At 70.6% G+C, this 25,003-nt stretch carries 28 protein-coding genes; 10 read left to right on the top strand and 18 right to left on the bottom strand.

Annotated features, from left to right (window positions below):
• Positions 1 to 23: 23 nt before the first annotated feature.
• Together AB0I91_RS09505 and AB0I91_RS09500 are read right to left on the bottom strand one after the other, a co-directional pair.
• Positions 24 to 584, bottom strand: a complete 561-nt coding sequence (locus AB0I91_RS09505) for a PH domain-containing protein (RefSeq protein WP_073896001.1) — start codon at positions 582 to 584, stop codon at positions 24 to 26.
• A 40-nt stretch (positions 585 to 624) separates the two neighbouring features.
• Positions 625 to 783, bottom strand: a complete 159-nt coding sequence (locus AB0I91_RS09500; protein WP_170185132.1) for a hypothetical protein — start codon at positions 781 to 783, stop codon at positions 625 to 627.
• Between the two features lie 142 nt (positions 784 to 925).
• Here AB0I91_RS09500 and AB0I91_RS09495 point away from each other — a divergent pair, with 142 nt between their 5' ends.
• The gene (locus tag AB0I91_RS09495; RefSeq protein WP_498774424.1) at positions 926 to 1,339 is read left to right on the top strand and encodes an NUDIX hydrolase; all 414 of its coding nucleotides are present in this window, start codon (positions 926 to 928) and stop codon (positions 1,337 to 1,339) included.
• A 13-nt stretch (positions 1,340 to 1,352) separates the two neighbouring features.
• Here AB0I91_RS09495 and AB0I91_RS09490 read toward each other — a convergent pair whose 3' ends face one another.
• On the bottom strand, positions 1,353 to 2,438 hold the full coding sequence (locus AB0I91_RS09490) for a DUF2332 domain-containing protein (RefSeq protein ID WP_499610171.1): 1,086 nt from the start codon (positions 2,436 to 2,438) through the stop codon (positions 1,353 to 1,355).
• A gap of 1 nt (position 2,439) precedes the next feature.
• Positions 2,440 to 2,943, bottom strand: a complete 504-nt coding sequence (locus AB0I91_RS09485) for a MaoC family dehydratase (RefSeq protein WP_498774420.1) — start codon at positions 2,941 to 2,943, stop codon at positions 2,440 to 2,442.
• Between the two features lie 296 nt (positions 2,944 to 3,239).
• On the opposite strand from AB0I91_RS09485, the gene corA reads away from it, so the two are divergent.
• Positions 3,240 to 4,316 carry a magnesium/cobalt transporter CorA gene (gene corA / locus AB0I91_RS09480; RefSeq protein ID WP_498774418.1) on the top strand — a complete coding sequence of 359 codons (1,077 nt, stop codon included), beginning with the start codon at positions 3,240 to 3,242 and terminating at the stop codon, positions 4,314 to 4,316.
• Positions 4,317 to 4,454: 138 nt separating this feature from the next.
• On the opposite strand, the gene AB0I91_RS09475 is transcribed toward corA, so the two are convergent.
• Positions 4,455 to 5,540, bottom strand: a complete 1,086-nt coding sequence (locus tag AB0I91_RS09475) for a DUF2332 domain-containing protein (RefSeq protein WP_498774416.1) — start codon at positions 5,538 to 5,540, stop codon at positions 4,455 to 4,457.
• Between the two features lie 106 nt (positions 5,541 to 5,646).
• On the opposite strand from AB0I91_RS09475, the gene AB0I91_RS09470 reads away from it, so the two are divergent.
• On the top strand, positions 5,647 to 6,303 hold the full coding sequence (locus AB0I91_RS09470) for a metallophosphoesterase family protein (protein ID WP_499636288.1): 657 nt from the start codon (positions 5,647 to 5,649) through the stop codon (positions 6,301 to 6,303).
• A gap of 11 nt (positions 6,304 to 6,314) precedes the next feature.
• Positions 6,315 to 7,154 carry a chromosome partitioning protein ParB gene (locus AB0I91_RS09465; protein WP_498774412.1) on the top strand — a complete coding sequence of 280 codons (840 nt, stop codon included), beginning with the start codon at positions 6,315 to 6,317 and terminating at the stop codon, positions 7,152 to 7,154.
• Here AB0I91_RS09465 and AB0I91_RS09460 read toward each other — a convergent pair.
• The 8 genes from AB0I91_RS09460 to AB0I91_RS09425 form a co-directional block, all read right to left on the bottom strand.
• Positions 7,151 to 8,122, bottom strand: a complete 972-nt coding sequence (locus AB0I91_RS09460; RefSeq protein WP_498774410.1) for a hypothetical protein — start codon at positions 8,120 to 8,122, stop codon at positions 7,151 to 7,153. The two genes, AB0I91_RS09465 and AB0I91_RS09460, sit on opposite strands and share 4 nt — an antisense overlap.
• A 164-nt stretch (positions 8,123 to 8,286) precedes the next feature.
• Positions 8,287 to 9,174: an SDR family NAD(P)-dependent oxidoreductase gene (locus AB0I91_RS09455; RefSeq protein ID WP_498774408.1), complete on the bottom strand. Its 888-nt coding sequence runs from the start codon at positions 9,172 to 9,174 to the stop codon at positions 8,287 to 8,289.
• Positions 9,175 to 9,458: 284 nt separating this feature from the next.
• Positions 9,459 to 10,640: an ABC transporter ATP-binding protein gene (locus AB0I91_RS09450; RefSeq protein WP_499610178.1), complete on the bottom strand. Its 1,182-nt coding sequence runs from the start codon at positions 10,638 to 10,640 to the stop codon at positions 9,459 to 9,461.
• Between the two features lie 4 nt (positions 10,641 to 10,644).
• Positions 10,645 to 11,490 carry a carbohydrate ABC transporter permease gene (locus tag AB0I91_RS09445; RefSeq protein WP_498774404.1) on the bottom strand — a complete coding sequence of 282 codons (846 nt, stop codon included), beginning with the start codon at positions 11,488 to 11,490 and terminating at the stop codon, positions 10,645 to 10,647.
• Complete coding sequence (locus AB0I91_RS09440) at positions 11,490 to 12,443, bottom strand: carbohydrate ABC transporter permease (protein WP_499610181.1); 954 nt, start codon at positions 12,441 to 12,443, stop codon at positions 11,490 to 11,492. The genes AB0I91_RS09445 and AB0I91_RS09440 overlap by 1 nt, the downstream gene beginning before the upstream one ends.
• Positions 12,440 to 13,696, bottom strand: coding sequence for an ABC transporter substrate-binding protein (locus AB0I91_RS09435; protein ID WP_498774400.1), 1,257 nt, complete (start codon positions 13,694 to 13,696; stop codon positions 12,440 to 12,442). The genes AB0I91_RS09440 and AB0I91_RS09435 overlap by 4 nt, the downstream gene beginning before the upstream one ends.
• A 183-nt stretch (positions 13,697 to 13,879) precedes the next feature.
• Positions 13,880 to 14,425, bottom strand: a complete 546-nt coding sequence (locus AB0I91_RS09430) for a YflT domain-containing protein (protein WP_498774398.1) — start codon at positions 14,423 to 14,425, stop codon at positions 13,880 to 13,882.
• 918 nt (positions 14,426 to 15,343) lie between these two features.
• Entirely contained in the window at positions 15,344 to 16,540 is a 1,197-nt protein-coding gene (locus tag AB0I91_RS09425; RefSeq protein ID WP_498774396.1) for an acyl-CoA dehydrogenase family protein, read from the bottom strand.
• Positions 16,541 to 16,682: 142 nt separating this feature from the next.
• On the opposite strand from AB0I91_RS09425, the gene AB0I91_RS09420 reads away from it, so the two are divergent.
• Entirely contained in the window at positions 16,683 to 16,985 is a 303-nt protein-coding gene (locus AB0I91_RS09420) for a DUF4190 domain-containing protein (protein WP_053716250.1), read from the top strand.
• 7 nt (positions 16,986 to 16,992) lie between these two features.
• Here AB0I91_RS09420 and AB0I91_RS09415 read toward each other — a convergent pair whose 3' ends face one another.
• From AB0I91_RS09415 to AB0I91_RS09400, 4 genes are all read right to left on the bottom strand, one after another.
• Positions 16,993 to 17,154, bottom strand: coding sequence for a hypothetical protein (locus AB0I91_RS09415; RefSeq protein WP_157620094.1), 162 nt, complete (start codon positions 17,152 to 17,154; stop codon positions 16,993 to 16,995).
• A 98-nt stretch (positions 17,155 to 17,252) separates the two neighbouring features.
• Positions 17,253 to 17,915, bottom strand: coding sequence for a DUF4276 family protein (locus tag AB0I91_RS09410; RefSeq protein WP_499636285.1), 663 nt, complete (start codon positions 17,913 to 17,915; stop codon positions 17,253 to 17,255).
• Complete coding sequence (locus tag AB0I91_RS09405; RefSeq protein ID WP_499636283.1) at positions 17,912 to 18,994, bottom strand: AAA family ATPase; 1,083 nt, start codon at positions 18,992 to 18,994, stop codon at positions 17,912 to 17,914. The genes AB0I91_RS09410 and AB0I91_RS09405 overlap by 4 nt, the downstream gene beginning before the upstream one ends.
• A 44-nt stretch (positions 18,995 to 19,038) precedes the next feature.
• Entirely contained in the window at positions 19,039 to 19,998 is a 960-nt protein-coding gene (locus AB0I91_RS09400) for an HpcH/HpaI aldolase/citrate lyase family protein (protein ID WP_498774386.1), read from the bottom strand.
• Between the two features lie 114 nt (positions 19,999 to 20,112).
• On the opposite strand from AB0I91_RS09400, the gene AB0I91_RS09395 reads away from it, so the two are divergent.
• The 4 genes from AB0I91_RS09395 (at position 20,113) to AB0I91_RS09380 (ending at position 23,167) form a co-directional block, all read left to right on the top strand.
• On the top strand, positions 20,113 to 20,448 hold the full coding sequence (locus AB0I91_RS09395; RefSeq protein ID WP_498774384.1) for a hypothetical protein: 336 nt from the start codon (positions 20,113 to 20,115) through the stop codon (positions 20,446 to 20,448).
• Complete coding sequence (locus tag AB0I91_RS09390; protein WP_498774382.1) at positions 20,445 to 21,302, top strand: aminoglycoside phosphotransferase family protein; 858 nt, start codon at positions 20,445 to 20,447, stop codon at positions 21,300 to 21,302. The genes AB0I91_RS09395 and AB0I91_RS09390 overlap by 4 nt, the downstream gene beginning before the upstream one ends.
• 70 nt (positions 21,303 to 21,372) lie before the next feature.
• Positions 21,373 to 22,626, top strand: a complete 1,254-nt coding sequence (locus tag AB0I91_RS09385; protein WP_498774380.1) for a magnesium transporter MgtE N-terminal domain-containing protein — start codon at positions 21,373 to 21,375, stop codon at positions 22,624 to 22,626.
• Positions 22,619 to 23,167 (top strand): DUF1003 domain-containing protein, encoded by a 549-nt coding sequence (locus tag AB0I91_RS09380; protein ID WP_499610199.1) that lies wholly within the window; start codon positions 22,619 to 22,621, stop codon positions 23,165 to 23,167. The genes AB0I91_RS09385 and AB0I91_RS09380 overlap by 8 nt, the downstream gene beginning before the upstream one ends.
• Positions 23,168 to 23,170: 3 nt before the next feature.
• On the opposite strand, the gene AB0I91_RS09375 is transcribed toward AB0I91_RS09380, so the two are convergent.
• Positions 23,171 to 23,632 carry a MarR family winged helix-turn-helix transcriptional regulator gene (locus AB0I91_RS09375; protein ID WP_499610201.1) on the bottom strand — a complete coding sequence of 154 codons (462 nt, stop codon included), beginning with the start codon at positions 23,630 to 23,632 and terminating at the stop codon, positions 23,171 to 23,173.
• 132 nt (positions 23,633 to 23,764) lie between these two features.
• On the opposite strand from AB0I91_RS09375, the gene AB0I91_RS09370 reads away from it, so the two are divergent.
• Positions 23,765 to 24,898 carry an Mrp/NBP35 family ATP-binding protein gene (locus AB0I91_RS09370; RefSeq protein WP_498774374.1) on the top strand — a complete coding sequence of 378 codons (1,134 nt, stop codon included), beginning with the start codon at positions 23,765 to 23,767 and terminating at the stop codon, positions 24,896 to 24,898.
• Positions 24,899 to 25,003 lie beyond the last annotated feature (105 nt).

The following is a 25,003-nucleotide window of genomic DNA, read 5'->3' as shown; positions in this document are numbered from 1 at the left end:
TCTCCACGACGGCCTGCTCCGGGCTACGGCACCATCTTCTTGCCGCGCGCCGCCCGCTGCGCCTTGATCATCGAGAAGCGCTCCGCCTGGGCCTTCTTGTCGCCGAAGGTCAGCTCCGAGATGGCGTCGTAGACCTCCTCGGGGTTGGGCAGGTACTCGATCCGGTTGAGGGCCTGGATCTGACCCGCCGACTCCACGACCAGGGTGCCGAAGCCGAACATGCGCCCGAGCACCGAACGCTCGTAGGTGAGGTCGGTGACCTTGCTGATCGGCATCATGGCGACCTTGGTCTCGAAGACCCCCGAGGAGATCATGAACCTCTTGTCGGTGACGACGATCCGCTCCACCCACCACTCCATGACGAAGTAGGCCAGCCTGAGCAGCACGAACAGCGAGGCGTACCAGAGGATGTTCTGGATGATGCCCGCGTTGTCGGGCAGCAGGTACGAGATCATCATCGCGCCGGCGAGCAGCGCGCCCGCCTCGAGGAGATCCCAGAGCAGACTGCTCCAGTGCCTGCGTACCCGGATGACCCGACGCTCCGTGGGGAGCAGGTACTCGTCGGGGTCCCGTGGTGCGAACATGCCTTCGACCTCTCGCCGTGGGAGGGAGGAGCCGGTCGACTCAGAACAATTGTTTCACGAAGGTGATGAGCGCCTCAGCGGCTTCCCGCAGGGTGCCCAGGATGTTCTGCACCAGCTGAGCCGCCTGCTGAGGCTCCGCGATGAGGAAGAACAGGACCAAGCCGACCCCGGCGAAAGTGAGAATCTTCTTCAGATTCACGGTGATCAACCCCGTTCGCTACCGCACCCGTTTGGCGCCAGTGAAAACCGTTGTACCGCACTCCGCGACACGTCGGGAGATTTGTACCGCACTTGGGTCAGCGTCCTGCACCGCCAACCCGGTGTGACTACGCTTGGTAATCGTGACGGCCGAACGTGAGCCCCGGATCCGCTGTGTCGGCGGCATCGTGCACGACCCGAACGGGCGACTGCTACTCGTGAGGAGGGGCAATGCTCCAGGTGAGGGACTGTGGTCGATACCGGGTGGCCGAGTCGAGCCCGGCGAATCCGACGAGACCGCAATTGTGCGGGAACTGCGCGAGGAAACGGGACTCTCCGTGACCGTCGGGGCGTTGATCGGCAGCGTCACCCGCCCGGCGCCACGCGGTGTCTACGAGATCCACGACTACGCCTGCCAGGTGCGATCCGGCGTCCTCCGACCAGGCGACGACGCGGTGGACGCGCGCTGGGTGGACGCTGCGATCTTGGCCACACTTCCACTGACCGGGATGCTCCGCGAGACCCTCGACGCCTGGGGCCAACTCCCCCGTTCGTGATCGGCTCCCCCGATCAGGGGAGCCACACCAACCGTTGGCCGTGCGGAGCCGTCCTGGCCAACGCCTGCGCCGACCGCACCTCGCCGTCCTCGAACCGGACCAGCCCGACCACGCCGAACGCCGGCTCGTCCGCGCCGGGCCGCAGGTCGTCCCGCCCCGGCAGCACGTGGACGAGGCCCGCCGCGTACCCCTCGTGGCTCAACCACCACACCGGGCGGCCGAGCCCGCGCAGCGCGCCGACGAACTCCTCCCCCGCGACGTACGGCAGGACGTTGCTGGTCAGGACCACCAGCGGCAGGTCATCGGGCACGCGGTCGGCGGCCTTGCCGAGGTCCGCCACCGCGTCGCCGACCACGAACTCGGGCGGCGACTTGCGCTGCACGGTGGCGGCCACGCCGAACAGCCGCAGCCGCTCCGGCTGGTCGGCCCACACGCACGCCTCGAGCCACGCGTACGTGTCCTCGTCGGTCAGGTCGGCGGGCGCCCGGTCCAGCCCCACCTTGGCCGCGATCTTCACCGTTTTGGGGATCTTCGGCAGCTCCGCGCCGGGCGCGAGCTCCAGCGCGCAGTGCAGCCCGAGCGCCGCCTTGGCGGGTCCCGCGACGAGCTGGCCCGCCTGCTGGGTCTGGTAGCGGTAGCCGTACTGGTCCAGGCCGAGCAGCAGGCCGGCCGAGCAACCGACCTCCAGCAGCCCGACCGGCCCCTTGACCCGCGCCAACGCCGGGTACACGAGCGTGGCCCGCCGCACCTCGTTGGTCTGCACGGTCCTGGTGGCGACCAGCTCGCGCACCTTGTCGGCCCGCTCCAGCACGAACTCCCGGAACAACCGCCAGGTGCTCTCGTCCGCCCCGTACGTGCCGCCCAGCGACGGGTAGTAGTTGGACAGCTCGTGGAACGGCTCGGCCTGCACCAGCCGGTGCGCCGCCGCCAGGAGCAGGGTCGCGTGCGCGAACCGCTCCGGGGCGGCGGTCAGCAGGCCGGCGACCTCCGGATCGTCGGCGGCGTGCGAGGCCAGGTGCTCGTAGAGCGGCGAGACGCCGTGCGCCTCGCTCTTCGCGAACCGGGCCAGTCGTTGCCGCACCAGATCCAGCGAGGTCACGTCACTCCTTGGGTTCGGGCCTGCCCGGCTGCTCGCCGCCGCGCGCCTCGCCGTAGGAGCGCTTGGGCACCATGACCTTCCGGCGGAACACGCAGACGACCGTTCCATCCTGTTTGTACCCGCGCGTCTCGACGTAGACCACGCCGCGGTCGTCCTTGGACTTCGACGGCGTCTTGTCCAGCACCTCGGTCTCACCGTAGATGGTGTCGCCGTGGAACGTGGGCTTGACGTGCTTGAGCGACTCCACCTCCAGGTTGGCGATGGCCTTGCCCGACACGTCGGGCACCGACATGCCCAGCAGCAGCGAGTAGACGTAGTTGCCGACGACGACGTTCTTGCCGAAGTCGGTGGTCTCCGCCGCGTAGTGCGCGTCCAGGTGCAGCGGGTGGTGGTTCATCGTGAGCAGGCAGAACAGGTGGTCGTCGTACTCGGTGACCGTCTTGCCGGGCCAGTGCTTGTAGACCGCGCCGACCTCGAACTCCTCGTAGTAACGCCCGAACTGCACCGCACGCCTCCGTTGGCCGGCTACCAGTGTGAGGTCGGTGTGATCGAGGACCACGCCGACCGGGACGACAGTGTGAGCACCGGGGGAGTACCCTCGGCAACTGGTCTGTGAGCGACTACACCGCCGCGGCCAGCCGACCCGAGGAGGTGAGGACTACCGATGAGTAACGACCCCCATCCTGCGAGTACCTCGCGCGTCCTCATCGGGGAGCCGGCTTTCCACAGCTAGGCCCAGCGGTACCGGTCGGGACGTGCCGTCGTCGTTCGTCGAGTCGACGCTCCCCACCTGGAGGACCCGTGCCCAGCTTGCCCTCGCTCGGCGGCCTGAGAGGCCGCGCGCAGGACCGACCCGCGGTGCCCATCCCCGTGCCGCTGGCGCGGTACGTCGTGGACTGCGGCGTGTACGTCGACGGCACGCGCCTGCCCGGCCGCTGGTCGCACGTCGACGCGGTCGAGGAGGTGCGCAAGCGCGGCGACGGGTTCGTCTGGATCGGGCTGCACGAGCCGGACGAGGAGCAGATCCAGGGCGTCGCGGACACGTTCGGGCTGCACGAGCTGGCCGTCGAGGACGCCGTGCACGCGCACCAGCGGCCCAAGCTCGAGCGCTACGACAACATGCTGTTCATGGTGCTCAAGACGGTCCGGTACATCCAGAACTCGTCGCCCGACACCGCCAACGAGATCGTCGAGAGCGGCGAGATCATGGTGTTCCTGGGCCGCGACTTCGTGGTGACGGTCCGGCACGGCAACCACTCGGGGCTGGCGGCCGTGCGGCGCGAGCTGGAGGAGGAGCCGGACCGGCTGCGCTCGGGGCCGGCCGCGGTGCTGTACTCGATCGCCGACCACGTGGTCGACAACTACCTCGACGTGACCGACCACATCGAGGACGACATCGACCAGATGGAGGCGCTGGTCTTCCAGCCGCGCAGCCGGGTCAGCGCCGACCAGATCTACCTGATGAAGCGCGAGGTGCTGGAGCTGCGCCGGGCGGTGATGCCGCTGGCCGTGCCGCTGCGGCGGTTGGCGGAGGGCTACACCCCGCTGATCCCCGAGCAGGTGCGCTCCTACTTCCGCGACGTGGACGACCACCTCACCGAGGTGTCCGAACGCGTGATCAACTTCGACGAGCTGCTGACCACGCTGGTCAACGCCGTGCTGGCGAAGATCACGCTCCAGCAGAACTCGGACATGCGCAAGCTCGCCGCGTGGGTGGCGATCATCTCCGTGCCGACCATGGTGGTCGGCGTGTACGGCATGAACTTCGACTACATGCCGGAGACGCACTGGAAGTACGGCTACCCCATGGTGATCGCCGTGATCCTCGTGGTCTGCCTCACCCTGTACCGAATATTCCGTCGCAACCGCTGGCTGTAGACCCCCTCCCTCCCCTTCCCGCGACGGGATGTCCCCCCATGTCCAGGATGTTCACGAACCTGCGGTTCTGGGTGCTCACCTTCCTGATCGGCTGGCTCGCCACGGTGACCCTGCTGATCGCGAACGGGAGCTGACCGCTCAGTTCCAGGGCGCGGTGTCCCAGGTGAACGGGATGCCGTGCCCCACACCCGTGCCCAGGCGCAGCGAGACGCCCGCCGGCCACAGCTTGAGCAGCAGCCGGAACTCGTACGCGCCCGCGGTGTGCGTGCGGCGCGGCTCGTAGACCAGCAGCGCCAGCGGCGCCATCGGGGTGGCCCGGGAGGCGGCGTCGGCCAGGATCGCGCGGCCCATGGCGCGGTCGGCCGGTGACACGTACTGCCAGACGACCGAGTGCCAGACGACGGTCAGCACGTCGCGCTCCGGGCGGGCCAGCTGCTCGGCCAGCCACTCGGGGCCGGTCGCCCGCCGCACAGGGACGGGGTCGAGCCGCGCGAGCTCCACGGCGGCCTGGAGGCGGTCGAAGCGGGCCTGCTGGTCGGCCCAGACGAACGACGACAGGTGCAGCCGCCCGTCCTCTGTGGACACGTCCACCGGGTTGAGGTCGCAGCCCGCGCGCCGGACCAGGCGCAGGTTGTGGCGCAGGTCGACGGGCGGCCTGCCGGTCCACCGCGGGTCGAGGGCGAACGGGCTGCCCGGGTCGCCGAACACCTCGCCGTCGACCCGGTAGGCGACGTGGTGCGGGCGCAGGTTCAGGCCGCCGGACGCGCCGACCTCCAGCAGGCGGATCGGGAACGTGGCACGCCTGCCGACCTCGGCCGCGGCCAGGTGGGTGGCGGTCTGCAGGCCGCCGAACAGGGGCGCGCTGCGGCCCGGCTCGTTGGTCTGCACGACCGTGGACGTGACCAGGGCGTGCAGCTCGTCGGTGTGCTCGTGCAGCACGGTCCGCGCGTCGTCCCAGAGCGTGTCGAGGTCGGGCCTGCCGCCGACCGTCGGGTAGTGCTTGGCCAGCGTGGGCGCGCGGCCCTCCAGGACGAGCCGGTGCAGGGCGCCGGCGAACCGCAGGCCGGGCACGGTGCCGTGCCGGTCGCACTCGGCGCCCGCCATCACCCGCGCGGTGATGCCGCCGCGGGCCAGGTCGTCCGCCGCGGCCACCAGCAGGGTGCGGGTGAGCGGGCTGTGGACTTCGCAGGCGCGGGACGCGTCGAGGAACAGCTCGGCGAGCACCCTGTGACGTTAGCCCGATTTCCCTTGTGCGGCAGGGGGAGGAAGGCGTGGTTCACCCTTTCACCGACGAGGTGTCTCCGACCGCGCCGGCGCTTAGGCTCGGTGGATGCCGAGGGTGCTCGCGGTGGCGGACGAGGTGGTCGAGGCGCTGTGGACCGACCGGGTGCGCCGCCACGACGTCGACCTCGTCGTGGCGGCCGGCGACCTGCCGTTCGACTACCTGGAGTTCCTGGCCGGCGCGTTGGACCGGCCGTGCGTGTTCGTGCCGGGCAACCACGACGCGGACCTGACCGGGTACGCCGACGTCCGGGGCCTGTGGACGAAGGCGGGCCTGCCGGCGCGCTGGCCCGGTCCGGCGGGCGGCGTGAACGCGGACGAGCGGGTGGTGGACGTCGCCGGGCTGCGGATCGCCGGGCTCGGCGGGTCCGTCCGGTACAGCGGCGGGCCGAACCAGTGGACCGAGCGGCAGCAGGCGCGTCGGCTGCGCCGCGTGCTGCGGGCGGCCCGGTGGCGGCGGTTGCGCGACGGGCGCGGGGTGGACGTGCTGCTCACCCACTCGCCGCCGCTGGGCTGCGGCGACGAGCCCGACCCGCCCCACCGGGGGTTCGCCTGCCTGCACGAGGCCGTGCGGCGGTTGCGGCCACCGGTCATGCTGCACGGGCACATCCACCCGCACGGCCAGGTGAAGCCGGACCGCGTGCTCGGCTCGACCCGCGTGGTGAACGTCGTGGGTTACCAGGTCTTGGACGTCCCAGTGCCCTGAGGAGGAGTGCCGTGCCCCGTGACACCGGTTTCCCGCAGGCCGACGCGGAGAACGACTTCCAGCGCGCCCGCCGCCGCCAGGTGCTGTCGCGGTTGGCCGCCTGGCTGCGCCGCGAGCCGGACGACGTGAACATCATGCTGCCGTTCCACGAGGTGGTCGAGTCGCTGGGGATGCTCGGCGAGCGGCGGCTCGGGCTGCGCGCGGTCCGGCTGGACTCGATCGTCGGCAGCGTGGACCGGACCCGTGACTTCGACCGCCGGTTCCGGCCGACGTCGGCGCGGGTGCGGGAGCGGTGGCAGCGGCTGGCGCTGGCGCAGCGGCGGGGCGAGGCGGTGCCGCCGATCGAGGTGTACCGGGTGGGTGACCTGCACTTCGTCCAGGACGGGCACCACCGGGTGTCGGTGGCGCACGCGCTGGGGCTGGAGGTGATCGACGCGTACGTGACCGAGGTCGTGACGCGGATCGCGGCGCACGGCATCCGGCACCGCGGCGACCTGATCGTGAAGGACTACCGGCGGCTGTTCCTGGAGCGGGTGCCGTTGGGCGGGCAGGCGCGGGCGGCCGTGCTGCTGTCGGACCCGTGGGACTACGCCGAGCTGGGCGAGCACGTGGAGGCGTGGGGTTTCCGGCTGATGCAGGACGAGGGCGTGCTCCTGGACCGGGCCGCGGTCGCCGGGCGCTGGTACGCCGAGGAGTACCAGCCGGTGGTCGGGATGCTGCGGCAGGCGGACCTGGTGGGCGACCGCACGGAGACCGAGGCGTACCTGTGGGTGGCGGCGGAGCGGTACCGGCTGATCCGCACGCACCGGTGGGACCCCGACGTCATCTCGACCCTGCGGTCGCGCCGCTAGCGCTGCCGTTCCAGCCGGGGCAGCGGCCGGGCCTGGTCCATCACCCGGTCGGTGTAGGTGTCGAGCAGGCGGGTCGCGACCTGCTGGCCGTACCCGAGGATCACGGCCCACAGCAGCAGCGCGGCCTGGGACGCCACGCCGATGAGGCCGGTCGTCACGCCCGCGCCCAGGCCCAGGATGCCGACCACCGCGAGCGCCGCGCCGAGCAGCACCTTGATCAGCGCCTGGTAGCCGACCATCACGTACGGCGAGAGGCTGGGCCGGCGGCGCAGGAGCAGCACGACGGCCGACAGGACCGCCCCGAACGCGCCGAACACCTGCGACAGCCACACGTCCGCGCCGGTCGCCGACTTGCCCGACGGGCACACCGTCGGCAGCTTCTCCGCGCTCACGCACATCGGGATCAGGCCGGGCTTGAGCAGGCCGATGACGCCGAGCGCGGTGTTGACCACGAACAGCACCACGGACGTGGCGATCAGCTTGTTGCGCAGCGCCCGCGACCCGGCGTGGGCGAAGTCGGAGGCGTCGAACGCGGCCCTCAGCGCGTCGACCACGATTTCCCGCTCGACGGAGAGGGGGAACTCGCCGGGCCGCAGCTCCTCCAGCGCGACGCGGCGCGGGTCGTCCTCGTCGAGGTTCTCCGCGACCCGGGCCTTGAGCCCCGGCAGCCGCCCGAGGAACCCGTTGCCCGCGGCCACGACCGCGATCTCGGCCTCGTGCAGCGACCGCCAGGCGCGCTCGATGTGCCAGCCCGACCACCACGACGCGACCGTCCGCCACCGCGACTCGGCGCGCGTGATCATGTCCTCGACCGTGGCGGCCTCCTGCTCGGCCACCGCGCGCCACTGGTCGCTCTCCGGGTCGAGCGGGTCCGGCGGGCCGAGCGCGGCGAGGTCGGCGCGCACGCGGTCGAGCCGCGACTGCACCACCAGCCGCCAGTCCGTGACCCGGGGTGTGCGCGTGCCCACGTCCAGCATCGTCGCAGGAAGACCCACCGATCAGGCGATCACCCGAAGGTGTGATCACCGCGCTGGGAGCGGTTGAAGGGCGGGCAAACAGGTGAACCTGGCCGCAGAGCGGGGAAGCGCCGGTCCGCCAAGGCGCTTCCCCTGCTCCACCACCGGGTCGCAGCTCAGGCCGTGCGGCCGGGCTCCACCAGCTCGCGCAGCCGCGGCGGCATGCGCTTCTCCAGGCCGAACGGTTCCAGGTGGGCTTGGAGCACGCCGTCGAACGCCCGCTTCACCGACGCGGTGTCCCAGGTGTCGCTCTCCAGGATCGGCTGCTTGAAGTACGGGTGGCCGACGAGGTGCAGCTGCCGGCCGTTGCACCGGACGATCTGGCCCGTGATGCCGTGGGCCGCGTCGCTGAGCAGGAACAGCACGAGCGGCGCGACCTTGCCGGGGGTGCGGTCGGCGGGGATGGCCCGCAGCGAGCGCTCCGACTTCCACACCATCCGGGTGTGGGCGACCGGGCAGACGGCGTTGACCCGGATGTTGTCCCCTTCCAGGTCGAGGGCCCACGACGAGCTGAGCGAGGCCACCGCGCCTTTGGTGGCCGAGTAGGTGGCGAGTTTGCGCTGGCCGAGAAACGCCCCTGACGAAATGTTCACGATCGAGCCGTGGCCCTGCTCGCGCATCACGCGCATCGCGGCCATTCCGGTGTATATGACTCCCAGCAGGTTGACCTCGACGATCCGCCGGATGGATTCCGGCTCGTCCTCCCACGGCAGCGTCTCGTAGTTGAGCCCGGCGTTGTTGACCAGGCCGTCGACCCGGCCGAACTCGGCCTGGCACATTCCCACGATCTTCTCCGCCTCGCTGGGATCGGCCACCGTCGCCGTGCTCGCCACCGCCCGCCCGCCGTAGGCGCGGATGTGCTCGGCCACCTGTTCGGCCTGGTCAGCATCGATGTCGTTGACCACGACCGCGGCGCCGGCCTGCGCGGCGTGCATCGCGTAGGCCTCGCCCAAACCCCGTCCCGCCCCGGTGATCACGACCGCTTTGCCGTCAAGAATCCCCATCTCGCGCTCTTCTCTGTGCTCGGCGGACTCCCCTGCCCCGGGCCCTTTACGGCCGGAGTCGTTTCCGCCTTCGACCAGCGTGGGGATCGCCGGCACCCGGAGCGCCACAAATGCGACGAGGTGTGCGTTTGCTGCGCTGAATGGCCTATGGAGTTCGTCCCTGCCGATGGTCCGGACTGGTCGGCAACGGCCCGTGACCTCCGGAAACCTCCCGTTGAGCTTCGCCTGAAAGTGTGAAAGGCCGCCCCCGTCGAACCACCGGGGGCGGCCTGCCGGCGCGGTGCTCAGCCGCGGTAGGTGAGGTTGCGGCCGTTGGCCGGGTCGAACAGCTGCACCTGATCGGCGTCGAACCAGATGTCGGCCGGTTCACCCGCCACCGCGGTGGACGTCGCGGCGATCCGGGCGACCAGGGACACGCCGCCGCCGGGCACGTCGGCCGAGCCCGCGTCGGCCGCGAGCTCGGCCAGCTCCGCCGAGGTCGCCTGTTCACCCTGGAGGCTGAAATAGGCGAACTTGTCGGAGCCCATCGACTCCAGCACGTCCACGTGGTTGGTGAACGTGACGCCCTTCGAGCGAACGGCGTCGTCCACCAGCCGGGCGTCCTCGAAGTGCTCGGGCCGCAACCCCATGATCACCTCGCGGGGCGCGTCGGCGCCTTCCAGCAGCCCGCGCACCCGGTCGGTCAGCGGCACGTCGCCGAGCGCCGACCGCAGCACGCCGTGCTCCAGCGCCGCCGGCACGAAGTTCATCGCGGGCGAGCCGATGAACCCGGCGACGAACAGGTTGGCGGGGTTGTCGTAGAGCGACTGCGGCGCGCCGATCTGCTGCACCGCCCCGCCGCGCATCACCACGACCCGGTCGCCGAGGGTCATCGCCTCGGTCTGGTCGTGCGTGACGTACACGGTGGTGGTGCCGAGCCGCTTCTGCAGCCGCGACACCGACGTGCGCATCTGCACGCGCAGCTTGGCGTCGAGGTTCGACAGCGGCTCGTCCATCAGGAACGCCTTGGGGTTGCGCACGATCGCCCGCCCCATCGCGACCCGCTGCCGCTGCCCGCCGGACAGGTTCGACGGCTTGCGGTCCAGGTGGTGGGTCAGGTCCAGGATCTCGGCGGCGTCGCGGACCTTCTTCTCCACGGTCGCGTCGTCCACCTTGGCCAGCCGCAGCGGGAAGGCCATGTTCTCCTTCACGGTCATGTGCGGGTAGAGCGCGTAGGACTGGAACACCATCGCGATGTCGCGGTCCTTGGGCGCGCGCTCGTTGACCCGTTCGCCGCCGATGCGCAGCTCGCCGGACGTGATGTCCTCCAGGCCGGCGATCATGTTGAGGGTCGTGGACTTCCCGCAGCCCGACGGGCCGACCAGGATGATGAACTCGCCGTCGGCGATCTCGATGTCCACGTCCCGCACGGCCACCGCGCCGTCGGGGTACTGCTTGGTCACGCTGTCCAGAACGATCTCGGCCATTGCTTCACCCCTTGACGGCGCCGGAGGTCAACCCGGCGACGATCCGACGCTGGAAGAACAACACGAATCCGATGATCGGGATCGTGATCACCACGGCGGCCGCGGCGATCGATCCCGTCGGGTCCTCGAACTGCGAGCTGCCGGTGAAGAACGACAGCGCGACCGGCACCGTGCGCGAGCTCTCGGTCGAGGTCAGCGAGATCGCGAACAGGAAGTCGTTCCAGCAGAAGATGAACACCAGGATCGCGGTGGTGAACACACCGGGCGCGGCCAGCGGCGCGATGACCCGGCGGAACGCCTGGCCGGGCGTCGCGCCGTCCATCTTCGCCGCCTTCTCCAGCTCCCACGGGATCTCGCGGAAGAACGCCGAGAGCGTGTAGATCGCCAACGGCAGCGCGAACGTGATGTAGGGCAGGATCAGGCCGGGCCAGGTGTCGAACAACCCGAGCGACCGCTCGATCTCGAACAGCGGCGAGACCAGCGAGATCTGCGGGAACATCGCGATCAGCAGCGACACCCCGACCAGCAGCCGCTTGCCGGGGAAGTCGAGCCGGGCGATCGCGTAGGCGGCCATCGTGCCGAACACGACCGCGACGGCCGTGGCGATCAGCGCGATGCCGATCGAGTTCACCAGCGCGCGGACGAACTCCGTGGTGGCGAAGATCGCCTTGTAGTTGTCGAACGTCCACGCGCGCGGGATGAAGTTGCCGTCCGCCAAGGTCTCCTTGGTCTTGAACGACAGCGACACGATCCACAGCACCGGGACCAGCGCGTACGCCACCACCAGCACGTTCAGGACGGTCCAGCGCGCCTTGCGGCCCGTGGTCACGGCCCCGCCGATGCCCGCCATCAGCGCCTCCCCCCGCCGTCGCCGCCGGGCGCTGCGGTCCCGAACAGCTTCACGAACACGAACGCGATGATCGCCACCGCGATGAAGATCAGCACCGACATGGTGGAGCCGATGCCCAGGTTCAGGCCCTTGATCAGGTTGTTGTAGGTCAGCATCGACACCGACGACGTGCCCTGCGAGCCCGCCGTGAGCACGAACAGGTTGTCGAAGATGCGGAACGCGTCGAGCGTGCGGAACAGCAGCGCCACCAGGATCGCGGGCTTCATCACCGGGACCATGACCTTGGTGAACCGCTGCCACGCGCTCGCGCCGTCCATCGCGGCGGCCTTGAGCAGGTCGTCGGGCACCAGGGCCAGGCCCGCCATCAGCAGCAGCGCCATGAACGGCGTGGTCTTCCAGATCTCGGCCAGCGTCACGACCATGATCGCCGGGATCTTCTCGGTGAGCACCGGCTCGCCGCCCGCGAGCGTCTCGGCCAGGTAGCCGGTGCCGGGCGTCCAGGCGTAGCGCCAGGAGAACGCGGCGACGACCGTGACGATGCCGTACGGGATGAGCGTGGACGTGCGCACGATGCCCCGGCCGACCAGCGTGCGGTGCATGATCAGCGCCAGCGCCATGCCGAGCACCAGCTCGACCGCCACGGACACCACCGTGATGAGCACCGTCACCCACATGGCGTTCCACCAGTAGGGGTTGGTCAGCACGGTGACGTAGTTGTCCAGGCCGACGAACTCGGTGCGGTCCGGGAACTTCAGGTCGTAGCGCTGCAGCGACAGCCAGAACGAGTAGAGGATCGGCCAGCCGGCGACGGCGGCCATGATGAGGATCGCCGGCGCGCACAACAGCAGGCCGAGCCGGCGTTCGGCCTTCTTGCCCTCGCTGAGCGCGGCCTTGGCCTGGGGCGACGGCTTGGGTCCGGTGGCGGCCGGTTCGGCGTCCAGCGCGTGGCTCACGGCAGCACCCCCTTCGAGTCGAGCGCGTCCTGGAGCTCGGTGCGCAGCCGGTCGGCCGTGCGCCGCGGGTCGATGTCGGCCGGAGGCGAGAGGATCGTGGAGATGACGGTCGAGACGTTCTGGTAGGCGGGGGTCCGCGGGCGGGTGCCCGCGTTCTTCAGCGTCTCCAGGATCGCTTCCTTCATCGGGTACGGCTCGGCCATCTCCGGGTCGTCGTAGACGGACTCGATGGTGGGCGGCACGCCGTCGTTGATGGCGGCGAACTTCTGGTGCTCCGCGCTGCGCAGGCACGTGATGGCGTCGAACGACTCGTCGGGGTGCCGGGAGAAGGCGCTGACCGCGTAGTTGATGCCGCCGACGGTGACCTCGGCCGGTCCGCCGTCGATGGAGGGGTAGGGCGCCCACTTCAGGTTCGGCGCGAGGTCGGGGACGGACTGCGCGGCGGCGTAGATGTAGGGCCAGTTGAGCTGGAACGCGGCCTTGCCGTTCTCCATGGCGAGGCGGGCGTCGTCCTCGGCGGCGTTGGAGAACGACGGGTCCACCACGTCGGAGGTGGCGAACTGCTTGAGCACCTCGAGCGCCTTGACCGCGCCGTCGTCCAGGACGGCCTTGGTGCCGCTCTCGTCCAGGATCTGCCCGCCGGCGGTGTTGACCAGGGTGTTGTAGAGGACGACGAGGCCCTCGTACTGCTTGCCCTGCGCGGCGACGAGGCCGGGCGTCTCGTCGTTGCCGTCCGCTTCGAGCCGCGACCCCATCTCGATCATCTCCGACCAGGTCGTCGGCGGGGTCGGCACGAGGTCGCCGCGGTACCAGAGGAGCTGGACGTTGGTGTTGTCCGGAGCGCCGTAGAGCCTGCCCTCGTAGCGGGCGGTCTCCAGCGGCGTCTCCAGCGTGCCGTCCTCGACCTGCTCCTTGGTCGGGCCGGTGAACTCCCTGATCCAGCCGGCCTCGGCCAGTTCGGCGGTCCACGTGACGTCGAGGGCCAGCACGTCCATGTCGTCGTCGCCGGCGGCGAGCCTGCGGACCAGCTGCTCGCGCTGGCCGTCCGCCTCGCGCGGGAGCTTGTGGTAGACGATCTCGTAGCCGGCGGCCCGCCCGTTGCAGTCGTCGACGATCTTCTGGAAGTTCTCCTGCGGGTACTTGTAGACGTTGATGGTGATCCCGCCGTCACCCGAACCACAGCCCGCCAGCACGGACGTCGCGATGAGCGCGGCGCCCCCTGCGGCGGCCAACCGATGACCCTTGCCCCTCATCGGTCCTGCCTCCTTCCCGACAACGGAGGAGCCAGACCGCGACGCCCGGCACCTCGTCGTGCCCACCGGTCGGCCGAACCGACCGGTGGAACGAACGTAGGCCCGGTGACCAGGTGCCGCGACCACCGGAGCCCGGAACGGCCTTACCCGGTCCGGTGGTGCGGTAAACCTCGGTCTTCGACCTCAGTCCTGGCCGGCCTTGCCGGCGTCGGAGGGGCGCATGGCGAGCTTGGCGAGCAGGTCACGGCCGCGTTCGGCCGAACGGGGCTGGCAGAGCACGTCGTAGCGGCCCGCGACGAGCTGGCTGGCGCTCTGGAAGTCGCGCTTGCCGCGGGCCGACCCGTAGCCGACTGCGGCGAAGATCAGGCCGAACGCGATGCCGACCACCAGGCCCGCGACGATGGGGCCGAGGCTGCTGCCGGGGGTGGTGTTGAACAGGCTGAGCAGGACGCCGACGAACAGGCCGAACCAGGCGCCCGAGGCCGCGCCGGTGCCCAGCACGCGGCCCCACGTGAGGCGGCCGGTGACCCGTTCGACGAGCATGAGGTCGACACCCACGATCGTGACCTCCTGGACGGGGAAGTCGTCGTCGGCGAGGAAGTCGACGGCGCGCTGCGCCTCCTCGTAGGTGCCGTACGAACCGATGGGCCAGCCGGTGGGCGGGGTGGGCAGGCGGGGAGGCACCCCGGGTCGGTTCTGGCCGGAGAAGGAACTCGTCACGGTGACCACCTCTTCGCGGTGCTGATCTCCCCATCCTGCCAACACCGGGCGACCGGCGCGAAACAGGTCGCCGGGAAGGGGTGCGAAACGTGACCTCCGCCCGGCGGCCCGCGCACCGTGCGGGGTCCTGACCGGACCGCCCGATCGTGGTGCCGACCAGGTCACCCGACCGTGGTACTGACCGATGGCGACCCGGCGATTGTGGGTCCGGCGGGTCGGTGCGTGCGTGCCGTCGGGTGGGGTGCCGTCGGTGGGTGCCGTGGGAGCTTGAAAGATCAAAAGCTTGAAAAGCATGTCCTCGCCGGACGGGCAGATCAGCAGGATGACCCCGACTACCGCTGGATGCCGCGGGTCCGTTGTTGGTCCGGGTTTCGTGTCATCCCACCGACCTCCACAAGGGCTACCACACGTATCAAGGGGGGCGCCCACAGTCGAAGCCGTGGGCAAAGGCGAACTACGCCCCCCTTGACACGCGCGGTAGGGCTGCGCCAGGTCGGCGGGATGACACGAAGCCCTACTTCTGGGAGAAGGGCGTGCCAGTGGACGGGTCGGGGGTCGCGAGTCGGGCCCGGGGTCGGACGGGCCCGGCGGTGCGGCCGCTGATGCCCTTACCTCCCCAAAGGGAGGGCTTCGTGTCATCCCGCCGACCTGGCTTTGCCCTACCGCACGTGTCAAGGGGGCACATCCCCACCCAACAGGAACAATGGGCTGGAACCGCCCCCTTGACGCGTGTGGTAGCCCGGAGGGAGGTCGGTGGGATGACACGAAACCCGGACCCACAACGGACCCGGCACAGAACCACCGAACCGGCCGTCATCCTGCTGATCTGCCCGTCCGGCGAGGACGCTTTTAAGCTTTTAAGGGCCTGAGCAGGCACAACGCCCACCCCGAGGGCCGGCCGCGCGTCAACCGTGGGTCAACCGCGCGTCAGCCGCGCGACTGGTAGTCGCGCAGCAGGCCCCGGCTGATGATGGTCTTCTGGATCTCGCTGGTGCCCTCGCCGATGAGCAGGAACGGCGCCTCGCGCATCAGGCGCTCGATCTCGTACTCCTTGGAGTACCCGTAACCACCGTGGATGCGGAACGCCTCCTGGGTCACCTCGGCGCAGTACTCCGACGCGATGAGCTTGGCCATGCCGGCCTCGACGTCGTTGCGCGCGCCCGAGTCCTTCAGCCGCGCGGCGTTCACCATCATCAGGTGGGCGGCCTCGACCTTGGTCGCCATCTCGGCCAGCTTGAACGCGATGGCCTGGTGCTCCGCGATCGGCTTGCCGAAGGTCTTGCGCTGCTGCGCGTACTCGATCGCGAGCTCGAACGACCGCAGCGCGATGCCGCACGCCCGCGCCGCCACGTTCACCCGGCCGACCTCGACGCCGTCCATCATGTGCCGGAAACCCCGGCCGGTCCGGCCGCCGAGCACCTGCTCCGCCGGGATCCGGAAGCCGTCGAACACCATCTCGGTCGTGTCGACGCCCTTGTAGCCCATCTTGTCGATCTTGCCGGGGATGGTGAGGCCGGGCACGACCTCGCCGTAACCCTCGGGCTTCTCCACCAGGAACGTGGTCAGGTTCTGGTGGGCCTTCTCCGCGCCCTCGTCGGTCTTCACCAGCACGGCGGTGAGGTTGGACGTGCCGCCGTTGGTCAGCCACATCTTCTGGCCGTTGACGACGAAGTCGTCGCCGTCGCGCACGGCCCGCGTGCGGATCGCCGCCACGTCCGAGCCCAGCTCCGGCTCGGACATCGAGAACGAGCCGCGCACCTCGCCGGTCGCCATCCGCGGCAGGTACTTCGCCTGCTGCTCGGGCGTGCCGTGCTGCTTGAGCATGTGCGCCACGATGAAGTGGGTGTTGATCACACCGGACACGGACATCCAGCCGCGCGCGATCTGCTCGACGACCAGGGCGTAGGTCAGCAGCGACTCGCCGAGCCCGCCGAACTCCTCCGGGATGGTGAGCCCGAACAGGCCCATCTCCTTCATGCCCTCGACGATGTCGGCGGGGTACGTGTCGCCGTGCTCCAGCGCCTGGGCGTGCGGGATGATCTCCTTGTCCACGAAGGTGCGAACCGTCGACAGGATCTCCTCCTGGACGTCGGTCAGTCCTGCGGTCCGGGCCAGGCGCGCCATCGCGTTTCCCTTCGTAGCTCTCGGGTTACCGGCGAGTATGGCCGGGTTAACGCCCGTTCGCGCGACAAAGGTGCTCATCGCCACGCGCTGAACCGAAACAGCGGGATAACCTGTGCGCCCGCACGAATCGCAGGGGGATCGCATGTCGCAGCCGTACCAGCCGCAGCCGGGCTACTACCCGCCGCCGGCCACGCAGACCAACGGGATGGCGATCGCCGCGCTGATCACGGCGTTCCTGTTCTCGCCGGCGGGCATCGTGCTGGGCATCGTGGCGCGCAAGCAGATCCGGCGGACCGGTGAGCAGGGCTGGGGCATGGCGACGGCCGGCCTCATCATCGGCGTGGTGCTGACCGTGCTGTGGGTGCTGGCGGTCGTGCTGTGGGTCGTGCTGGTGGTGTGGCTGTACCGCGAGGTCGGGAACCTGCCGACCCCGACGCCGCGCTGACCACTGGTCAGGCCCGCGTCAACTCCAACGACCCGCCGCAGTGGCGGCACACCTCGGCGAACACGTGGACGTCGTGCGAGCAGGCCGGGCAGGGCCGGAAGCTGCGCTCGAGCAGGTCGTCACGGCGACGGCGGAACAACGGCCTGCGCGGGGTTCGATGTCTGGACACGACGACCACCATGCACAGGCAGCACCCCATGATCGCCAATCCGCACCACGCGTTGTGGCCATGCTCACCGGTGGGGTCAGCGTTCCGTGCGCGTCCGGTCACTGTTCGAACGTGCGCAGCCAGCCGTCGAGGTGCGGACACCCGGCGCGCAGGCGTGCCAGGCCCAGCCCTTGGATCGCCAGCGGCCCGTCGACCGTCTTGACGTAGCCGGGGCAGTAGTCGAGCAGCCGCTTCGACGGCGCGGTGGCGGGCCCGTCGTTGACCAGCTCGGCGCCTCCGGCTACCCGGACGTCGTCACGCAGCCGGTCGGCGAGTCCGGTGCCGAGGAACTCCCCCAGCTCGTCGGCGGCGGCGAACACCCACGCCTCCAACTCGTGGACCACCAGGTTCGGCCGGAACCGCCGGTCACCCACCGCTTCCGCCAGACACCGCTCGACGTGCCCGACCCGCCCGTAGACGTCACCGGGCGGTCGGTCGGCCATGCCGGGGCAGTCCGCCGGGAACGCGTAGTAGTCGAACAGCGTGGTGAGCACGTCGAGGCTGGTGTCGTTCAGCAGGAGCCCGATGTCCCGCTGGATTTGCCTCCAGCCGGTCACGCCGCCCTTGTGCGACGGCCCTGCCGCAGGCCGCTTGGTCTTCACGAGCGACAAGCTGGTGACCCATCCGAGCCCTTCGAGATGAGGTCGGATGACGGCGTCGGCCACGACCTCTTCGGTCTGCCCCTCGACCAGCAGGTGGACCCGCCGGAAGGCACCGGTCACGTCTGCCCGCCCGGCCTGCCCCCGATGAGGTTCTTCTCCCACAGCTCGCCCAGCGAGTACTCCTCCAGCCACGCACCGAGCCGTTCGCGGTCCGGCCGGACGAACTCCGAAGCTCCGTTGACCCGCTCGACCACGATCAGGTCGTCGAGCTCGAACTGGTTCATCAAGGTGACGGACTGGGTGGCGATGAGCACCTGGCTGCGCACCGCCGCGTGTCTCAACAAGCCGGCCAGCTGGACGACGGCGTACGGGTGCAGCCCGAGTTCCGGCTCGTCCAGGACCACCAACGAGGGCAACCGCGGGTGCAGGAGGAGTGTCGCGAGACAGATGAACCGCAACGTGCCGTCCGACATCTGGTCGGCCGAGAACACCGCGTCCGAGTCGTTCTGACGCCACCGCAACCGCAACCGGTCGCTCTTCTCCGGTCGGAGGACGAAGTCCCGGAAGAACGGCGCGACTTGGCGGATGACCCCGACGATCCGCCGGTAGCCCGCCTTGTCGGCCGGGTGGTCGCTGTCGGAGAGCGCCAGCAGGACGGCCGCGAGGTTGCCCGCGTCGTGACGCAGCGCCACGTTGTCCGCTGTGGGCACGAGTTGCTTGACCGGCGCGTTCCGGCTGGTGTCGTGGAAGTGGTAGACGCGGCAGTCGCCCAGCGCGTCGGCCAGCCGGGCCGCGGATCCCACGGCGTCGGTGACCATCGGCAGCTCGGTCTCCCGCCCTCCCCTCGACAGCTCGACGATCCCGTGATCCACGAGGTCGAGGGCTTCGCGCGCGAAGATGAACTGGTCGTTGCTCGCCGGCGCCAGCACGGCTTCGTAGGCGCCCGGAGCACCGGTCACCACGAGCCGAAGGTGATCCCCGCCGGAGGTGAGCAGCGCCGACGCGCCGCCGTTCAAGCCGACGAAGTAGGCCAGGTCCGAATCGACCAGGCGGCCCAGCAGCTCGAACACGCGGACGAAGTTGCTCTTGCCCGCGCCGTTCGCGCCGATCAGGACGTTCAGCCGGCCGAGCTCCACCCGCGCCGAGCGGATCGAGGCGTACCCCTCCACCTCGATCGACGTCAGCTCCCAGTCGGCCACGCGATCACTCTACGGCCACGCGCCGACCGGGAGCCGGGAGAAGGTCAGTCCTCCGGCGGCGACCACACGTTCGTGCGCGCCATGCCCGCGGCACGGCCCTTGGACGAGATGACCAGCGCCATCTTCCGCGACGCCTCGTCGATCATCTCGTCGCCGAGCATCACCGCACCGCGCTTGCCGCCCTGCTCGGAGGTGAAGTAGTCGTAGGCGTCGAGGATGTTCTCGGCGTGGTCGTAGTCCTCCTGCTTCGGGCTGTACACCTCGTTCGCCGCGTCGATCTGGCCCGGGTGCAGGACCCACTTGCCGTCGAACCCGAGCGCCGCCGAGCGGCCGGCCACGCGCTTGAAGCCCTCGACGTCCCGGATCTGCAGGTACGGCCCGTCGATGGCCTGCTTGTCGTGCGCACGGGCGGCCATCAGGATCTGCATCAGGATGTAGTGGTAGGCGTCGCCGACGTCGTAGCCGGGCGGTTGCTCGCCGACGACCAGCGACTTCATGTTGATCGACGCCATGAAGTCGGCCGGGCCGAAGATGATCGTCTCCACCCGCGGCGACGCGGTGGCGATCGCGTTGACGTTGATCAGGCCCAGCGCGTTCTCGATCTGCGCCTCGATGCCGATCCGCCCGACCTCGTAGCCCATGGTCTTCTCGATCTGGGTGAGCAGCAGGTCGAGCGCGTGCACCTGCTCCGCGGTCTGCACCTTCGGCAGCATGATGCAGTCCAGGTTCGCGCCCGCGCCCTCGACGACCTCGGTGACGTCGCGGTAGGTCCACTCGGTGGTCCAGTCGTTCACCCGGACGACCCGCGCGCGGGAACCCCAGCCGCCCTCGTTCAACGAGGCCACGATGGTCTTGCGCGCGTCCGGCTTGGCCAGCGGCGCGCACGCGTCCTCCAGGTCGAGGAACACCTGGTCCGCGGGCAGCGTGCGAGCCTTGTCGATCATCTTCTGGCTCGAGCCGGGCACGGCCAGACACGAGCGACGGGGACGCTGCTGGTCGACCACTGTGGGTACCTCCTCGTACCGGCCGGTAACTCCTGTTGTGCGAAGGGTGGCACGCACGCGTAGCGCCCGCTATTTCGTGAGTCACGACTCACAGGCCCGTGGCAGGCTGAACCGGTGGAGATCGAGCAGGTGCTGGACAACGCGCTGCGCAAGGCCGCGGCGGTGTGGATCCGACCGGACGGCCGCGAGCCGCGACTGGTGTGGGCGCTGTGGCGCGACGGCGGCCTCCTCGTCGCCGTCGGCGGCACGGAGCAGCAGGTGCCGGGCCTGGCCGACGGCGTCCGGTGCACGGTCACCGTCCGCTCGCCCACCACCCACTCCCACCTGGTCGACGCCACGGCGACCGCCCGCCTCGCCGATCCCGACGACGAGGCGCTGGCGGCGCTGCGAGCGGCCCGGCTCAACGGCCGGCCGGCGTGGGAGTCGGTCTACCGCCTGGAGTTCGCGTGATCACCGTCCCCGAGGACTTCGGCGCCATCCTGGGCGAGGAGGCGTTGGAGTGGCGGGCCTCGCTCCCCTCGCTGGCCACGAAGTTCTGCGCCCGCTGGCGCCTCGCCCCGGACGGCGCGCTGCTCTACGGCAACATCGCCGTCGTCCTCCCGGTGCGCCGCGCCGACGGCCACCCGGCCGTGCTCAAGCTCACCTGGCTGGACGACGAGACGCGGCACGAGCCGACCGCCCTCGAGGCGTGGGACGGCCAGGGCGTGGTGGCGCTGCTCGACCACGACGACCGGCACGGCGCGCTGCTGCTGGAACGCCTCGACCACACCGCGTCGCTGCTCGACGCGCCGATCGAGGAGGCGCTGGCCGTCACCGGCGGCCTGCTCCGCCGGCTGCGCGTCCCGGCCGGCCCTCAGTTCCACCGCCACGACTTCGCCGACCCGCGCACGCGCAACGCCGACCTGGGCGGCCCGCTGCCGTCCGCCGTCGTCGAGCAGGCGCGCGAACTGGGCCGCCACCTCGTCGAGCACGCCGGGAACACGCTGGTCAACCAGGACCTGCACTACGAGAACGTGCTGCGCGGCGACCGCGAGCCGTGGCTGATGATCGACCCGAAACCGCTGGCCGGCGACCGCGAGATCGGCGTGATCCCGTTGCTGTGGAACAGGTTCGGCGAGCTCGACGGCGAACGCGGCCTGCGCGACCGGTTCGCCGCGCTGTGCGACATCGGCGAGCTGGACGCCGAACGCGCCCGCGCCTGGACGTTCTGCCGCGCCGTCGACACCTGGCTGTGGTGCCTGGAGGAGGAGCTGGACGAGATGGCCGTCACGGTCGAGGCGATCACGCACGCGTTGCGGCCCTGACCGGGAACCCGGTCCCCGGCGTCCACAGTGGAACGCAGCGGCGGGGCACCCGGCGGACTAGCCTGATCACGTGCCTGCCGTGAACCGGGTCTTCGCCGCTCAGCTCGCCGGGTTGCCCGTCTTCGGCCCGGACGGCGAGTCGATCGGCAAGGTCCGCGACCTGGTCATCGGCCTGCGGGTGGACCGCCAGCCACCCCGCGTGCTCGGTTTGGTGCTGGAGCTGGCGACCCGGCGGCGCATCTTCGTGCCGATGCTGCGGGTCACCTCGATCGAGCCGAACGCCGTGACGCTCGCCACCGGGTCGGTCAACCTGCGCCAGTTCCACCAGCGCGCCAACGAGGTGCTGGTCGTCGGCGAGCTGCTCGACGCGCGCGTCACGCTCGCCTCCGGCGCGCCGGCGGTGCTGGTCGACGCCGCGATGGAGCCCAGCCGCACCCGGGACTGGCGGATGACGCGGGTCGCGGTCCGGGAGCGCACCGGCCGGCTGGCCCGCCGCGGGCCGGTGCAGGTGCTGCACTGGGAGGACCTGACCGGGCTGTCGGTGACGGAGCTCGCGGGCCAGCCGCAGGGCGCGCAGCACCTGGTCGCGATCTTCGAGACGATGCGGGCGGCGGACGTGGCGCTGGCCCTGCACAGCCTGCCGTTCAAGCGGCGCTACGAGGTGGCCGAGGCGCTGGACGACGAACGGCTCGCCGACGTGATCGAGGAGATGGCCGAGGAGGACCAGAAGGACCTGCTGGCCTACCTCGACGAGGAGCGCGCGGCGGACATCCTGGAGGCGATGGACCCCGACGACGCGGCCGACCTGCTCTCGGAGCTGCCCGAGGGCGAGAAGGACCGGCTGCTGGAGCTGATGGAGCCGGAGGAGTCCGAGCCGGTGCGGCGGCTGCTGGAGTACAGCTTCGACACCGCGGGCGGCCTGATGACGCCGGAGCCGGTGGTGCTCGCGCCGGACGCGACCGTGGCCGAGGCGCTGGCGCACGTGCGCAACCCGGACCTGACGCCCGCGCTGGCCAGCATGGTGTTCGTGTGCCGGGCGCCGACGGCCACGCCGACCGGCCGCTACCTGGGCTGCGTGCACATCCAGCGGCTGCTGCGGGAGCCGCCGTCCGACCTGGTCGCGGGCGTGCTGGACACGGACCTGGCGACGTTGTCGCCGACGGCGTCGCTCAGCGACGTGACCCGCTACTTCGCCGCCTACAACCTGGTGTGCGGGCCGGTGGTGGACGAGAGCGACCACCTGCTCGGCGCGGTCACCGTGGACGACGTGCTCGACCACCTGCTGCCGGCCAACTGGCGCGAAACGGGGCTGTCCCATGCCTGAGCTGCTGCCGCGTCGACGGCTCGACCAGCCGCGCACGGAGGGCCGGTTCCGGCTGTCGCTCGACCCGGAGGCGTTCGGCCGGTTCTCCGAGCGGCTCGCCCGGTTCCTCGGCACCGGCAAGTTCCTGTTCTGGCAGACGCTGCTGGTGATCGTGTGGATCACGCTGAACCTGTTCGCGGTGACGCTGCGCTGGGACCCGTACCCGTTCATCCTGCTCAACCTGGCGTTCTCCACGCAGGCCGCGTACGCCGCGCCGCTGATCCTGCTGGCGCAGAACCGGCAGGACGACCGCGACCGGGTGTCGTTGGAGGAGGACCGGGCGCGTGCCGCGCAGACCAAGGCCGACACCGAGTACCTGGCCCGCGAGCTGGCCGCGCTGCGGCTCGCCGTGGGCGAGGTGGTGACCCGCGACTACCTGCGCAGCGAGCTGGAACGCGTGTTCCGCGAGCGCAAGCGGCCCGGCAAGGACAACCCCGGCAAGGACGGCGCCGGCAGGGACAGCCCCGCCGCGGACGTCAAGGACGACGTGCCGTCCTCGTGACGCTCAGGGCTCGTCGGCGCCCAGCCGGTCGCACGTGCGGCCGAACGCCTCCAGCTCGGCGTGGTCGAACGTCTCCGTGAAGTGGCGCACCACGCCCGTGAGGTGGGTGCCGGACGCCACCCGCAGCCGTTCGAGGCCCTGCGAGGTGAGCACGGCCACCACGCCGCGCCCGTCGCCGTCGGCGCGTTCCCGCAGCACCAGGCCCGCGCGTTCCAGTCGGTCGACGAGTCTGGTGACGCCGGAGCGGGACAGCAGCACGGCCTCGGCCAGCTCGGTCATCCGCAATCGGTACTGCGGCGCCTCGGCGAGCTGGACCAGGACGTCGTAGGCCGCGAGCGACAGGCGTTGCTCGGCGATCAGTTCGGCTTCCAGGATCCGTGTGAGCCTCGCGTGCGCCCGGAGGAAGGATCGCCACACCCCCAGCTCGCTACGGGTGGGCAACCGGGCAGATCCGGTTTCCGGCACGGATACCAATGTTACGGAAAGCACGCAACCGGGTGCGCGCTGCCCCCGGATCCGAGGTGACCAACCGGTAGCTTGGAGGTGCACGGCCCGCCGTAGCATGGCGGTCCCACCACCTCTCGCGAAGGCGTTCCCGTGACTCTTCCTACCGTTGACGACGTGCAGAAGGCGTTGGCCGGTGTCCAGGACCCGGAGATCCGGCGTCCGATCACCGACCTCGGCATGGTCAAGGGCGTCGTGGTCGGCGACGACGGGGTCGTGGACGTGGCGGTCTTCCTCACCGTGTCCGGCTGCCCGCTGCGCGACAAGATCACCGCCGACGTGACCGGCGCCGTGTCCGCGCTCGACGGCGTGACCGGCGTCCGCGTCGAGCTGGACGTGATGAGCGACGCGCAGCGCACCGAGCTGCGCAAGACCCTGCGCGGCGGCGTCGAGGAGCCGGTGATCCCGTTCGCCCAGCCCGGTTCGCTGACGCGGGTCTACTGCGTCGCGTCGGGCAAGGGCGGCGTCGGCAAGTCGTCGGTGACGGTGAACCTGGCCGTCGCGATGGCCGCGCGCGGGCTGTCCGTCGGCGTGGTGGACGCCGACATCTACGGCCACTCCATCCCCCGCATGCTGGGCACGGACGCGCGGCCGACGCAGGTCGAGAAGATGATCATGCCGCCGCAGTCGCACGGCGTGAAGCTGATCTCGATCGGCATGTTCACGCCGGGCAACACGCCGGTCGTGTGGCGCGGCCCGATGCTGCACCGCGCGTTGCAGCAGTTCCTGGCCGACGTGTTCTGGGGCGACCTGGACGTGCTGCTGCTCGACCTGCCCCCGGGCACCGGCGACATCGCCATCTCGGTGGCGCAGCTCGTGCCGAACGCCGAGATCCTGGTCGTGACGACGCCGCAGCAGGCGGCGGCCGAGGTGGCGGAGCGGGCCGGGTCGATCGCGTTGCAGACGCGGCAGCGGATCGCCGGCGTGATCGAGAACATGTCGTGGCTGGAGCTGCCGGACGGCACCCGGATGGACGTGTTCGGCGAGGGCGGCGGGCAGGTCGTGGCCGACTCGCTGACCCAGGCGGTCGGCGCGGACGTGCCGCTGCTGGGCCAGGTCCCGCTCGACCCGCGGCTGCGCGAGCAGGGCGACGCGGGCACGCCGATCGTGCTGGCGCACCCGGAGTCGGCCGCCGGACAGGTGCTGACGACCGTGGCCGGCAAGTTGTCGACGCGGTCGCGCGGGCTCGCCGGCCGCCTGCTGAACGTCTCGCCCGCCGGCCGCTGACGGCCTGAACCCCACGACAGGGGCTCCCGATCCGGGGGCCCCCGTTTCGTGCTGCCCGCGTCCGGTCGGCCGTTGACGAACCGCCGCCCGTCTGAAACCTTTGTA

Source organism: Actinosynnema sp. NPDC049800 (assembly GCF_040656635.1).
Classification (GTDB): domain Bacteria; phylum Actinomycetota; class Actinomycetes; order Mycobacteriales; family Pseudonocardiaceae; genus Actinosynnema.
This window is presented reverse-complemented; position numbering and strand designations above follow the sequence as displayed.